A 13,388-nucleotide genomic window follows, 5' to 3' on the forward strand; every position below is an offset into this window, starting at 1 on the left:
ACCACAAAAACGAACGATCGTTCTATTCTGCAGCAATTCCATCCGTCGCACCCTTCACAGGGGCTTTCTAGAGAACTCTTTCTAAGCCAAACAAGGGTTAACCCCTGTTTGGCCTGCTTTTCACAGCAGCATTACTTTTTGAACGGCACCACCATCTGGCGTTGCTCGCCAAGGCCTTCGATGCCCAAAGCCATGACATCGCCTTTTTTCAGGAAAAGGGGCGGCTTCATGCCCAGGCCAACACCCGGCGGTGTGCCGGTGGTGATGACGTCGCCTGGCTCCAGCGTCATGAACTCGCTGACGTAACTGACAATTTTGGCGACGTTAAAAATCATGGTTTTGGTACTGCCGGTCTGCACGCGCTTGCCGTTCAGGTCTAGCCACATGCCCAACTTTTGTGGGTTGGGCACTTCATCGCGCGTCACCAGCCAGGGGCCTATGGGGCCGAAGGTATCGCAGCCCTTGCCCTTGTCCCAAGTGCCGCCACGCTCAATCTGGAACTCGCGCTCGCTCACATCGTTGATGGTGCAGTAGCCTGCTACAAAATTGAGAGCATCTTTCTTCGACACATACCGGGCGCGGGTGCCAATCACCACGCCAAGCTCGACTTCCCAGTCGGTTTTGACCGAGCCCTTTGGCAGCATGACCGGATCGTTGGGGCCCTGGATGCAGGTGGTGGCTTTCATGAACACAATCGGCTCGGCTGGAATCGGCAATCCGGATTCGGCCGCGTGGTCCGCGTAGTTCAGGCCAATGGCGATAAATTTGCCCACGCCGGCAACAGGGCTGCCCAGGCGCGGGGAACCTTTGACCAGCGGCAGCTTGTCCGTTTTGAGTTTGCGCAGCTTTGCCAGGGCAGCATCGCCAAGCTGATCAGGACCTACATCCTTGATCACGCCGCTCAGGTCACGCAGCTTGCCATCTGCATCAATGAGTCCTGGTTTTTCCTTGCCCGGGTTGCCATGACGAACGAGTTTCATTGGGTTTCCTTCTGTTGATGAATTCAATTAATAACTTGAACGGCCGCCGGACAGGTCAAACACAGCGCCGGTTGAAAACGAACATTCTTCAGTGCACAACCAGCTCACCATGGCGGCGACTTCTTCTGGCGTGCCAAAGCGGCCCATGGGAATTTTCGACAGCATGAAGGTGATGTGTTCAGGGCTCATCTGATCAAAGATGGCGGTTTTGACTGCGGCAGGCGTCACGCAATTAACGCGAACGCCGGTATCGGCCAGCTCCTTGCCCAGCGACTTGGTCAGTGCAATCACTGCCGCCTTGCTGGCGCTATAGGCACTGGCGTTGGGGTTGCCGTCTTTGCCCGCCACCGAGGCCATGTTGACGATGCGACCATAGTTGTTGGCGCGCAGGTGTGGCGTCCATTCGCGGCAACACAAAAACACGCCATTGAGGTTTACATCCATCACCTGACGCCAGTCTTCTACCGGATAGTCCCAGAGCTTGACGTTGGGGCCGGTGATGCCGGCACTGTTGACCAGTGCATCAACCTTGGCGGTGATATGCAGTGTGGCCTGCACGGCGGCCTGCACCGATGCATGCTGTGACACCTCCACGGCTACCGCAGAGGCCTTGGTCCCTAAAGCAGCGGCTGCTTTGTCGGCTGCTTCTCCGTCACGGTCCCACAGGGTGACACTTCCGCCCGACTGAATGAGGCGCTGCGCGATGGCATAGCCGAGGCCTGTTGCCCCGCCTGTGACCACCGCATGCCGACCCTCAAAGTCGAGGCGGTTCATATGGTCATGCCGCCATCAACAGAGAACAACTGACCGGTTGCAAAAACCGACTCATTGCTCGCCAGGTACACCACGATGGGCGCAATTTCATGCGCCTGCGCCAGACGACCCATGGGCTGGCGCGCGACAAAATTCTTCCGCGCTTCTGCCGGATCGGCGTAACTGTTGATGCGGTCGCCCAGTGAGGGCGTGTCCACTGTGCCGGGCGCGATGGCATTGCAGCGTATGCCCTGCCCCACAAAATCCGCAGCCACCGACTTGGTCATGCCCACCACCGCTGCCTTGCTCGCGCCGTAGGCAAAACGATTGGGCAGACCCTTGAGGCTGCCGCACACACTGGCCATGTTGATGATGCTGCCGCCGCCGTTGGCCAGCATTTTGGGAAGCGCCGCCTGGATCATCCAGAACTGCGAACGCACATTGAGGTTGAAGGCAAAGGTCCAGTCTTCGTCGCTTGCCTCAAGGATGGAACCGTTGTGCACAAAGCCTGCACAGTTAAAAAGCACATCCAGCGGCGGTGTGCTGCTCACCAGAGCTTGAATCGCCGCCTTGTCCATCACATCAAGCCTGGCTGTTGTCACGCCCCGAATACCGGCATAGGCCTCCAACAGAGCTGCATTAACGTCTGTAGCCAGTACCTGCGCGCCTTCTGCAGCCATGGCCAACACACAGGCCTTTCCGATGCCCTGTCCCGCCGCAGTAACCAGTGCAGTCTTTCCTTCAAGTCTCATATCTTCTCCCGATGTGTTGCTCGGATCGGCCGCGGCAAACAGGTTCATCCAGCCGCCGCTGGACGCGACAAAACGCCCGGCATCCGTGCGATCTGCTGCTCGAGCCCAATTCAGGGTTTAGCCGGATGTCCTGCGCCAACCATTTATGTGATTATTAATTGGCCTTACCACTTGTCCAATTCTAGCTAACCCTTACTTGGCGTCGCCGATCTCCCAATGCCTCTGCACGCTGTTGAACCCCAACGCCTCTACCGCCAGATTGCCGAACAGCTGCGCCTGTTGATCAGCGATGGTGAGTTCCCCGTGGGGGCGCGCCTACCTGCAGAGCGCGACCTGGCCAAACAGCTTGGCGTGAGCCGCCCTTCAGTTCGTGAAGCGCTTATTGCCATGGAAGTAGAGGGCTGGGTAGAGGTACGCACCGGCTCCGGCGTCTACGTGCTGGACCGCAGCAGCCATGCCGCGGCGGCGGCAGCCCGCCAGCCCCAGATCGCCCCAGACGAATGGGGTCCGCTGGAGTTGATACGCGCGCGCCGTGTGGTGGAAGGCGAAATCGCTTCCATGGCCGCGACGCAGGCCAAGCGCAAACATATCGATGCCATGCGCAAGGCGCTGGTCAGCATGAACGCAGATGCGGACAAGGGCGTGTTGCCACTCGAGGGTGATCGCGCTTTTCACACCGCCATCGTGGAGTCCTGCGGCAACGTGGTGCTGATCGAGACGGTGCAGCGCTTCTGGGACTCGCGGCGCGGACCGCTGTTTGAGCGGCTGGGCGGTCACTTTGAAACCGTGGACTCCTGGCGCTCAGCGATTCAAGAACATGAAGCGATTTTTGAAGCGGTGCGCAACCACGACGCGGCCGCTGCCCGCTTGGCTATGCACGAACACATGGACCAGTCTCACAAGCGCTTCAGCGTGAGCTGGCGCCAGACGGGTCAACCGAGGATGCCAAAAAAATAGTGCACACATTTCCTTTTCAAGATTCCCCGCCACAGGCACCCATCCTGAACTATCAATGAAAGAAAGCGAGACACGAATGAAATTCCCGATCCCCGCGCGACGGCTGGCAACAGCACTGCTGCTTCTCACCGGCTTGTGCGGTAGCGCATTTGCGCAGAACTACCCCAGCAAGCCGGTTGAAGTCATGGTGGCTTTTCAGCCTGGCGGTGGCACCGACTCTCTGGCGCGCGCATACGCGGAGGCGGCAAAAAAACACAGCACGCAGCCCCTTGTGGTCTACAACAAGCCTGGCGCAAGTGGCGCCATTGGTCTGGCCGATGTGGTTGGGGCCAAACCCGACGGCTACAAAATTGCCATGCTGTTTGTTGAAGTGACCATCCTGCCTCACATGGGTATCACCAAAATCACGCAGGATGATTTCATCCCGATCGCCCGGCTCAATGCCGACCCCGCCGCCATCACGGTGAAGGCTGACTCTCCTTACAACACCATCGAAGAGTTTCTTGCTGCCGCCCGAAAGCCGGGCAGCGACATCAAGGTTGGCAATGCGGGTAACGGATCGATCTGGCACCTCGCAGCCGCCTCTCTGGAAGAAAAAAGCGGCGCCCGGTTCAACCACATTCCGTACCAGGGCGCAGGGCCTGCCGTTCTGGCACTGCTGGGCGGACATGTTGATGCAGTGGGCGTAAGCCCTGCCGAAGTTGGCGTGCATGTTGCCGCTGGCAAGCTCAAGGTTTTGGGCGTGATGGCAGACCAGCGTATCAAGGGTTTTGAAAATGTGCCCACCCTCAAGGAACGCAAGATAGACCTGTCCATCGGCACCTGGCGCGGCCTGGGCGTGGCCAAAGGCACGCCGCCCGAGGTGGTTGAAAACATCCGCGCCATGACCAAAAAGGCTGTGGAAGAACCCATCATGCGCGAGGTGATGGACAAGCTCAACCTCGGTTACGCCTATGCCGACGGTCCGGCTTTCAAAACGCAAATGGTGCGCGACAACGAGACCTTCAAACAACTGGTCACCAAGCTCAATTTCAAGAACTAAAGCATTAACCCCGAATTCAGGGTGTGCGTCTGGCGCGTACATCCGGCCTTCTTTTCACACGCCAGTAACCACCCAACGAGGAGACACTTATGAACGCATCGAACCCCAAGCGATTTACTATCAAAACTATAGCTGCTTGCGCCCTGTTTGCAGGGGCTACCGGCTTTTTTGGTGTGGCACAGGCGCAGACCAAGCTGAAATGGGCGCATGTGTACGAAATCGGTGAGGCCTATCACAAGCAGGCGCTGTGGGCCGCTGACGAGATCAAGAAGCGCACCAGTGGCCGTTATGAAATTCAGGTGTTCCCGGCATCAACCCTGGGCTCTGAAACCGAAATCAACCAGGGACTGACCTTGGGGACGGTGGACATCATCTATACAGGTCAGGCCTTTGCCGCACGTGAATACCCACCACTGGCCATAGGTGGTGCGCCCTTCATGTTCCGCGACTTCAACCACTGGCAAAAATTTTCGCAAAGCCCGGTGCTGCAGGAGTTGATGGACGCTTACTTTAAAAAGGGTGGCAACCGTCCGCTTGCCGTCACCTACTACGGCGTGCGCCACACCACTGCCAACAAGGCCATCAACAAACCCGAAGACATGGCTGGCATGAAGCTGCGCGTGCCACCAGCTCCGCTGTACACCATGTACCCCAAGGTTGTGGGTGCCAACGCCACGCCGATCGCATTCGCGGAGGTCTATCTGGCCCTGCAGAACAAGACTGTCGATGGACAAGAAAACCCGTTGCCAACGATTGAGGCCAAGAAGTTTTACGAGGTGCAGTCACACATCAGCCTGACCGGACACATCACGGAAATGCTGCTGACCATTGTGGGTGGCCCGACCTGGGGCAAGCTCTCCGATGCGGACAAGAACACCTTTACCGCAGTCTTCAAGGAAGCGGGCGTCAAGGCGACTGACGACATTGTTGCGTCCGAGAACAAGCTGGTGGATGACTTCATCAACAAGTACAAGAAGACGGTTGTCAGGTCTGATCGCGCTGCATTCAACCAGGTTTTCCAGAAGTTTCACCTTGGCCCTGATGCGACCTGGGACAAAGCCTTGTACGACCGCGTGCAGGCCATCAAATAAGTCATGAGCATTGATATCGATGCCCTCCCCCAGGTCATGGGGGATGACGGCCAATTCCATGCCCAGGATGAAACCGTGGATTTGTCCGGCACCACGCTTGAGGCGTGGGCGGCAACCGGAATCTTCTGGCTCCTCGGCGCCACCGTGTTCTACCAGTTCTTCACGCGTTATGCGCTCAACAACTCGGCCTCATGGACCGAGGAGATTGCGCGCTACCTGCTGATCGGGCTGGTGTTCATGGGCGCGGCCATCGGCGTTGCCAAGAACAACCACATTCACGTGGACTTTTTCTACCGCTTCATGCACCCGCGCCTGGCTCGCACGGTGTCCACCGTGGTTGATGCCTTGCGCGTGCTCTTTTGCGGCGCTGCCGTGATACTGACCGGGTTGATGATGAGCAAGCTGGGCAGCAACTCTCGCATGTCGATGGTGGATCTGCCCATGAACGTGGTGTATGGCGTGTGCATGCTTGGCTTTGCTGCCATGACCTGGCGCAGCGTGCAGGTGGCGCTGATTCACTACCGGCGTGGCTACAGCGTGCTTGAGCGCGTAGACAGCACCATGCAGGACCGCTGAACAAGACCACGGCAAAGAACACAACAAAGAAACGACAAGATGGAATTCTCATGCTGAAAATAATATTTCTGGTGCTGATGAGCGGCGGCCTGCCGGTGGCCATGGCCATGGCCGGTTCGGCCCTGCTCTACATCATGTGGACGGGAAACCTGCCGGCCTTCGTGGTGGTGCACCGCATGATCAGCGGCATCGACAGCTTTCCGCTGCTGGCTGTGCCCTTCTTCATTTTTGCCGGCAACCTGATGAACAACGCCGGCATCACCAACCGCATCTACAACTTTGCGCTGGCGCTGGTCGGCTGGCTCAAGGGGGGCCTTGGGCACGTCAACGTGGTTGGCTCCGTGATTTTTGCGGGCATGAGCGGCACCGCCATCGCTGATGCTGCGGGTCTGGGAACCATCGAGATCAAGGCCATGAAAGACCATGGCTACGACACCGAGTTTGCAGTGGGCGTCACCGCCGCCTCAGCCACGCTGGGGCCTATCATTCCACCCAGCCTGCCCTTTGTGATCTACGGCATGATGGCCAACGTGAGCGTGGGTGCCCTCTTTTTGGCGGGCATTCTCCCGGGCATTTTGATGGCGCTGTTGATGATGGTGACGGTCGCCTATTTCGCGCACAAAAACGGCTGGGGCGCAGACATCAAGTTTGAGTGGCCCCGCGTGATCAAGGCGCTCACCGAGCTGGCCGTCGTCATCGTGTGGCCCCTGGCGCTTTACTACCTGATCACCGGACTGGGCATGCCAGCGCAGGCAACAGTAGTTATCGGGCTGCTGGTGCTGTTTGCGGCCGACAAGATTTTCAACTTCCAGGCGGTTCTGCCCATCATGACGCCGGTGCTGCTGATTGGCGGCATGACCACCGGTATCTTCACCCCCACTGAAGGCGCCATTGCCGCCTGTATCTGGGCCATGGTGCTTGGTTTTGTCTGGTACCGCACGCTGAGCCTGAAGATGTTCATCAAGGTCAGCCTGGACACCGTAGAGACCACGGCGACCGTGCTGTTTATCGTGGCTGCGGCCAGCATCTTCGGCTGGATGCTCACGGCCACGGGCGTCACCACCGCGATTGGTGAATGGGTGCTGGGCTTCACAACCGAACCGTGGATGTTTTTGTTGCTGGCCAACCTGCTGATGTTGTTTGTGGGCTGCTTCCTGGAGCCGACTGCCGCCATCACCATTCTGGTCCCCATCCTCGTCCCTATTTGCCAGAAGCTGGGCATTGATCTGGTTCACTTCGGCCTGGTGATGGTTCTCAACCTGATGATTGGTCTACTGCACCCACCCATGGGCATGGTGCTGTTTGTACTGGCACGTGTGGCCAAACTTTCGGTGGAGCGCACGACCATGGCGATATTGCCGTGGCTTTTCCCCCTGCTTTTAAGTCTGGGAATCATCACTTATTTCCCCTCTTTGGTACTCTGGCTACCCAAACTTGTGTTCTGACTTGTGTTCTGACATGACTCCCTTATGACACCTTTCATCCGCCTTCATCCTGCAGACGATGTCCTGATTGCGCGTGCCCAACTCGTGGGCGGTACGCAGGTAGAAAACATCGCCATCAGAGGCCTGATCCCGGCGGGGCACAAAATTGCAACCCGTGCCATCGCGCCGGGGGAGCCGATCCGGCGCTACAACCAGATCATTGGTTTTGCCAGCAAGACCATTGCCGCGGGCGAACATGTGCACACCCACAATCTGGACATGGGTCCGAGCAAGGGCGACTTTGCACGGGACTACGCGTTTGGCGCCGATGTGAAGCCCGTCGCCCCACGACGCGAGGCGACCTTCATGGGTATCAAGCGCAACGACGGCCGGGTGGCGACGCGCAACTACATTGGCATTTTGTCGAGTGTCAATTGCTCCGCCACGGCGGCACGCGCCATTGCCGATCACTTTTCAAGGCAGAACAATCCTGCGGCATTAAACGACTTCCCCAACGTTGACGGTGTCGTGGCACTCACGCATGGCACAGGCTGCGGCATGGACAGCGAGGGGCTGGGTCTGCAAATTTTGCAGCGCACCCTGACCGGCTACGCCACCCACCCCAACTTTGCTGGCGTGCTGGTGGTGGGCCTGGGGTGCGAGTCCAACCAGATCAACGCCTGGCTGGCTCACGGCAGCCTGCGCGAAGGTGAAACACTGCGTGTGTTCAGCATTCAGGACACGGGCGGCACGGCCAAAACGGTGGCCAAGGGCATTGCGATGATCAAGGAGATGCTGCCGCAGGCCAACGCTGTCAAACGTGAGCCGTGCAGCGCAGCCCACATCACCATCGGTTTGCAATGCGGCGGCTCGGACGGCTACTCCGGTATCAGTGCCAACCCGGCGCTGGGCGCGGCGGTGGACCTGCTGGTGGCGCACGGTGGCACAGCCATCCTTAGCGAAACCCCCGAGATCTACGGCGCCGAGCACTTGCTGACGCGCCGCGCGGTGCGCCCTGATATTGCTGAAAAACTGATCGCCCGCATCAAGTGGTGGGAGCATTACACCGAGATCAACGAAGGTGAAATGAATAACAACCCCTCACCGGGCAACAAGGCCGGCGGCCTGACCACCATTCTCGAAAAATCGCTGGGCGCAGTTGCCAAGGGTGGCACCAGCAACCTGGAGGCCGTATACGAATATGCGGAGCCCGTTGCTACCCACGGTTTTGTCTACATGGACACGCCGGGCTACGACCCGGTCAGCGCCACAGGTCAGGTGGCTGGCGGCGCCAACCTGATCTGCTTTACCACCGGGCGCGGCTCGGCCTACGGTTGCGCGCCCTCACCGTCACTCAAGCTCGCCACCAATTCGGCGCTGTGGCAGCGTCAGGAAGAGGACATGGACATCAACTGCGGCGAGATCATCGAGGGCAGTGTGTCGGTGCAGGAGATGGGACAGCGGATTTTTGAGATGGTGCTGGCCACAGCCTCCGGCGCGCAAAGCAAAAGCGAAAAGCATGGCTACGGGCAAAACGAGTTCGTACCATGGCAGGTTGGCGCGGTGATGTGACCAGAGGCGCTTTTTGCATGAAAGAAGCAGTACCAGCCCACGAACTGCGGGCGCAAGTAGCTACGGTTTTAATAGCGGCCGGCAGCACAACTGAAGAAGCCGCCACTGTGGCGAGCAACTTGGTACTGGCCAATCTTTGTGGCCACGACTCCCACGGCGTGGGCATGCTGCCCCGCTACATCGACGCCGTTCTGGAAGGCGGCTTGAAACCCAACCGTGGCGTGCGCACAGTGTTGGACCTGGGCTCCATGCTCACACTGGACGGTCAGCGCGGTTACGGTCAGGTGGTGGGTGAGCAGGCGATGGACATGGGCATTGCCCGCGCAAAAATCCATGGCAGCTGCATCATGACGCTTGCCAACGCGCACCACCTGGGCCGCATCGGGCACCTGGCCGAAATGGCCGTGGCTCAAGGCTTGGTCTCCCTCCATTTTGTCAACGTGCTGTCGCGTCCGGTAGTCGCGCCGCACGGCGGCGCTGATGGCCGCTTCGGCACCAATCCCTGCTGCATCGGCATACCACTCAAGGGACGAGCCCTGAGCGACGCCGGGCCGCTCCGAGCAAGTTCAGCCCCCACGGGGGGCAGCGAACCACACGAGGTGGGGAGCGTGGGGGCCCATTTCATTCTGGACTTTGCCACCAGCCGCGTCGCGCAGGGAAAAATGCGCGTGGCCCACAACGAGGGCCGGCTCGTGGAGCCTGGCACCCTCATTGACGAACAGGGTCTGCCCACGACCGATCCGGGCGTGGTGGTGGTACCGCAGAGCAATGGCTTGTTTGGTGCGCTGCTGGCCTTTGGCGAACACAAGGGTTACGGTATGGCCGTGGCCGGCGAGCTGCTGGGTGGTGCACTCAGCGGAAGTGGCACCTGGCACAAGCCAGCAGACCCTGCGGTAAGCGCCGTGATCAACGGCATGCTGACCATTTTGATTGACCCGGCCAAGCTGGGCACCCAAGCCAGCTTTGAGCAAGAAGCGGTTGCTTTTGTGGATTGGCTCAAGGCCGGGCCGGTTGCACCGGGTTTTGACGCCGTGCAGATCGCGGGAGACCCCGAGCGGGCCGCACGGGCCCAGCGGGGAAAAGAAGGCTTGGTGCTAGACCCGCAAACCTGGCGGGAAATAGTTTCAGCAGGCCGCAAGGTGGGCGTCACCCTGCGAGACTGAGGCCCCAGCGGGTCGCCCGAAGGTATTTCAGCGAAGTCATGAACAAAATCGCCTGCTCGCCCTTTATGGACGGCAATAGTTTGCTACTGTTTTAGTAGCATTTCCTAGCCCAGCACGAGGGCCAGGCTGGCGTCCAGATGCTCCGACGGCAAGCGCTTGAAGCCCGAGCGCGAGAAGCGCTGCAGTCGCCCCACCATGAAGGCCACAATGACAGAGGCTTGAACCTGCCCCTGCACCGTCGGGGTTACAGCGCCATTGCTGGCAGCGGCATCGCGCAGGTTCTGTTTCAGGCTGGACTCCAGCTTGTCAAAAAACTGGTTCATGCGCTCCTGCAGGCGTTCGTTTTCAAACACCAGCGCGTCGCCAACCATCACACGGGTCATGCCCGGGTTTTTTTCTGCAAACTGCAGCAACATGACAACCAGTTTGCGCGTGCGCGCCTGTGGGTCGGTTTCACGCTCGGCGATCTGATTGACCAGGGTGAAGACGGTCTGCTCGATGAACTCGATCAGACCCTCAAACATCTGCGCCTTGCTGGCGAAATGCCGGTACAGGGCTGCCTCGCTGACCTCCAGCCTTGCCGCCAGCGCCGAAGTGGTGATGCGCTCCGAGCCAGGCTGCTCCAGCATGGTGGCCAGAGCCTGCAGAATCTGCACGCGCCGCTCGCCTGGTTTGGGTCGCTTGCGCGGTGCGACTGCCGTGGTGAGCTCAGCGCTCAGGTCAGACTCAGGCTCGGACATAGGGTAGGTGTAAAAGATGTTTCAAAACACAGAAGCATTCGAACGGATTCTCTCACAGCCGCAAGTGGCAAGAAAAGCACAACCGCGCGGCTTTTTCAGGCGGCAGGACTCATGCACAAACGCACGCGAAGACCGCCGACCCCGCCGTCTGCGCGGCTTGCAGGCTGCAGCGTGAGTTGCGTGCGGTGCACTCGGGCAATTTCATCCGCAATGGCTAGGCCCAGGCCATTGCCCTCGCCTGCGGTACCGGGGACCCGATAAAACCGCTCCAGCACTTTGGCCCGTTCGGTCGCCGGTATGCCGGGTCCGTTGTCTTCGACCTCCAGAAACACCTGATCTGCGCCAGCATCATTGCGCGCATGACCGCAGCGTATGGTGACGGTCCCTCCGGGCACAGAATATTTGACGGCGTTATCGACCAGGTTGCCCAACAATTCACGCAGCAGCCATTCGTATCCAGACACTTGAGCCGCTTGTACCTCCAGGCCCAGGTCAATGTTTTTGGCCATTGCGGCATCCAGATGCAACGCCAGGACGGCTTCACAAAGGTCCTTCAGGTCAACGCGCTGCAGGGGCTGCCCCGCAATGTTGGAAGCATCCGCGCGCGACAACGCCAACAACTGGTTGGCAAGCTGGGAGGTGCGCCGTGTCGCGCTGCGCAAGCGGAGAATTTTGTCGGCAGACAGGGTGACTTGCCCGTGTGCTGCGGGCGCATTCACGGCCTGCGCCCAGGCTTCGACCTGCGCCTGCAGGCCAGCGAGCGGGGTACGCAACTGATGGGCGGCGTCCGCCACAAAACGGCGCTGCCCCTCTGCCTGATCATTGACCAGATGGAACAAGCGGTTAAGTGATGCCACCAGAGGCCGCACTTCGGTTGGGGTACCCGCAGGGTCAATGGCACTCAGGTCCCGTGGCGAGCGGCGCTCGACTGCATCCTTCAGATCCAGCAGCGGTTTGAGCGCCAGCGTAACGGCCCAGTTAACCGCAAAACCAGCGGCAATAACCAGCAAAAAATTGGGCAACAGCACCTTGAAAAGCACCGACCGCACCCATTGCTGGCGCGCATCAGAGCCATCGGCCAACTGAACGATCAGTTCGCCTGCCACCGTTTTGACGCGCTGTACGACGACGCGATAAGTCACGCCGTTTTCTTCCATACTGTGGAATTCCGGCTCTGCTGTAGCGGGCACTACGAGGCTGATCCAGGCCTCTCCGGCCAGAAAGCGACCCGAGGCGTCTGAAACCCGGAAACCGGTAAAACCGTCGCGCGCTTTGATGAAGTCTTCGACGGGGGGAGCCAGCAACATGACCGGCTCGTCCAGCGCAGTCCGTCCCGGGGCAACCACCGAGTCTGCCAGCAAGGGGACAAGGCGGCGAAGCTGTTGGTCCTGCAGCAAGGCAGCGTTGCCCGCAGCCTGGTAATCAAAATAAATGCTGATCAGGGCAAACAAGCTGAGCGGCATCAGGAGCAGTAGCAGCAAGCGGCGCTGCAGCCCTGACTTCATCGCGACGGGGAGCGCCAGGGAAGTCGATTTGCCAGGCTTGACCACTTCTGGGGGCGCGGCCGGGGCGGCGGGCTTCATGCGCTGGCGCTGGAGGTGTCCGGGGCGCCGTCAGCGGAGGAAGTATTTGCCAGCTCGAGCCGGTAGCCAAACCCGCGAATCGAGCGCAACGCAATGCCATGTGGCTCCAGCTTGCCGCGCAGCCGCGAGATATAAACCTCAATGGCATTCGGCGTGATTTCCTTGTCCCAGCCGGTCAGGGCGGCCAGAAGTTTGTCTTTACTCGCTGGCTTGGGCGCGTGGATCAGCAAATATTCCATGACAGTCCATTCCCGGGGACCAAGCTCAATAAGCTGGCCGTTGGCGCGGGCCTGCCTGTTGGCAGAGTCCAGTTCAAGGGCGCCGAAACTCAGGACCGCACTGGTAGCCGCCTGCGATCTACGCAGCAGCGCACGCAGCCGCGCGAGCAGTTCAGGGAGTTCAAAAGGCTTCACCATGTAGTCGTCAGCACCCAGGTCCAGGCCCTGAACCCGATCCTGCAAGGCATCGCGCGCCGTGAGAATCAGCACCGGCATGGCAAGCCCGCGACTTCGCAGCTTGCGGGTCAGCGCCAATCCGTCTGTCTTCGGCAATCCGATATCAATGATGGCGGCGTCAAAGCTTTCACTCTGCAACACCTCTTCTGCGCGCTCGGCACTGCCTACCCAGTCGACGGCGTAGCCGGCGTCACAAAGCCCCAGCTTGATGCCACTGGCCAACATCACGTCGTCTTCAACCAAAAGGAGTCGCATACCTCAAGAGGATAGTGGCTTCCTGCCAAACTGCGATCCGGGATT

The 13,388-nt window shown here is 59.6% G+C and carries 13 protein-coding genes; 7 read left to right on the forward strand and 6 right to left on the reverse strand.

Going from position 1 to position 13,388, the window contains the following annotated elements:
* Positions 1–131: 131 nt before the first annotated feature.
* From VE934_RS07650 to VE934_RS07660, 3 genes are read right to left on the reverse strand one after another with little or no spacing between them, the layout of a single operon-like run.
* Positions 132–980, reverse strand: a complete 849-nt coding sequence (locus tag VE934_RS07650) for a fumarylacetoacetate hydrolase family protein (RefSeq protein WP_324885999.1) — start codon at positions 978–980, stop codon at positions 132–134.
* Between the two features lie 27 nt (positions 981–1,007).
* Positions 1,008–1,754: an SDR family NAD(P)-dependent oxidoreductase gene (locus tag VE934_RS07655; protein WP_324886001.1), complete on the reverse strand. Its 747-nt coding sequence runs from the start codon at positions 1,752–1,754 to the stop codon at positions 1,008–1,010.
* The gene (locus VE934_RS07660; protein WP_324886003.1) at positions 1,751–2,485 is read right to left on the reverse strand and encodes an SDR family oxidoreductase; all 735 of its coding nucleotides are present in this window, start codon (positions 2,483–2,485) and stop codon (positions 1,751–1,753) included. Before VE934_RS07660 ends, VE934_RS07655 begins: the two co-directional genes overlap by 4 nt.
* Positions 2,486–2,701: 216 nt before the next feature.
* Here VE934_RS07660 and VE934_RS07665 point away from each other — a divergent pair, with 216 nt between their 5' ends.
* The 7 genes from VE934_RS07665 to VE934_RS07695 all read left to right on the forward strand — a co-directional run bounded on the left by VE934_RS07665 (position 2,702) and on the right by VE934_RS07695 (position 10,310).
* Positions 2,702–3,442: a FadR/GntR family transcriptional regulator gene (locus VE934_RS07665; protein ID WP_324886004.1), complete on the forward strand. Its 741-nt coding sequence runs from the start codon at positions 2,702–2,704 to the stop codon at positions 3,440–3,442.
* 76 nt (positions 3,443–3,518) lie between these two features.
* A complete protein-coding gene (locus tag VE934_RS07670; RefSeq protein ID WP_324886006.1) occupies positions 3,519–4,484 on the forward strand; it encodes a tripartite tricarboxylate transporter substrate binding protein in 966 nt (321 codons plus the stop codon).
* Between the two features lie 89 nt (positions 4,485–4,573).
* On the forward strand, positions 4,574–5,575 hold the full coding sequence (locus tag VE934_RS07675; protein ID WP_324886008.1) for a sialic acid TRAP transporter substrate-binding protein SiaP: 1,002 nt from the start codon (positions 4,574–4,576) through the stop codon (positions 5,573–5,575).
* A gap of 3 nt (positions 5,576–5,578) precedes the next feature.
* The gene (locus VE934_RS07680) at positions 5,579–6,151 is read left to right on the forward strand and encodes a TRAP transporter small permease (RefSeq protein WP_324886010.1); all 573 of its coding nucleotides are present in this window, start codon (positions 5,579–5,581) and stop codon (positions 6,149–6,151) included.
* Between the two features lie 50 nt (positions 6,152–6,201).
* A complete protein-coding gene (locus VE934_RS07685) occupies positions 6,202–7,596 on the forward strand; it encodes a TRAP transporter large permease (protein WP_324886012.1) in 1,395 nt (464 codons plus the stop codon).
* A gap of 24 nt (positions 7,597–7,620) precedes the next feature.
* The gene (locus tag VE934_RS07690; protein WP_324886014.1) at positions 7,621–9,147 is read left to right on the forward strand and encodes an altronate dehydratase family protein; all 1,527 of its coding nucleotides are present in this window, start codon (positions 7,621–7,623) and stop codon (positions 9,145–9,147) included.
* 17 nt (positions 9,148–9,164) lie between these two features.
* Positions 9,165–10,310 (forward strand): Ldh family oxidoreductase, encoded by a 1,146-nt coding sequence (locus VE934_RS07695; RefSeq protein WP_324886016.1) that lies wholly within the window; start codon positions 9,165–9,167, stop codon positions 10,308–10,310.
* 104 nt (positions 10,311–10,414) lie between these two features.
* Here the strand turns inward: VE934_RS07695 and slmA are convergent, their stop codons facing one another.
* The 3 genes from slmA to VE934_RS07710 form a co-directional block, all read right to left on the reverse strand.
* A complete protein-coding gene (gene slmA, locus VE934_RS07700) occupies positions 10,415–11,050 on the reverse strand; it encodes a nucleoid occlusion factor SlmA (protein ID WP_324886018.1) in 636 nt (211 codons plus the stop codon).
* Between the two features lie 95 nt (positions 11,051–11,145).
* Positions 11,146–12,555 (reverse strand): sensor histidine kinase, encoded by a 1,410-nt coding sequence (locus VE934_RS07705; RefSeq protein WP_324886222.1) that lies wholly within the window; start codon positions 12,553–12,555, stop codon positions 11,146–11,148.
* 74 nt (positions 12,556–12,629) lie between these two features.
* Positions 12,630–13,343 (reverse strand): response regulator transcription factor, encoded by a 714-nt coding sequence (locus VE934_RS07710; protein ID WP_324886020.1) that lies wholly within the window; start codon positions 13,341–13,343, stop codon positions 12,630–12,632.
* Positions 13,344–13,388 lie beyond the last annotated feature (45 nt).

Origin of the sequence: Polaromonas sp. (genome assembly GCF_035638815.1) — a bacterium.
In the GTDB taxonomy this organism is placed as follows: Bacteria; Pseudomonadota; Gammaproteobacteria; order Burkholderiales; family Burkholderiaceae_C; genus Polaromonas.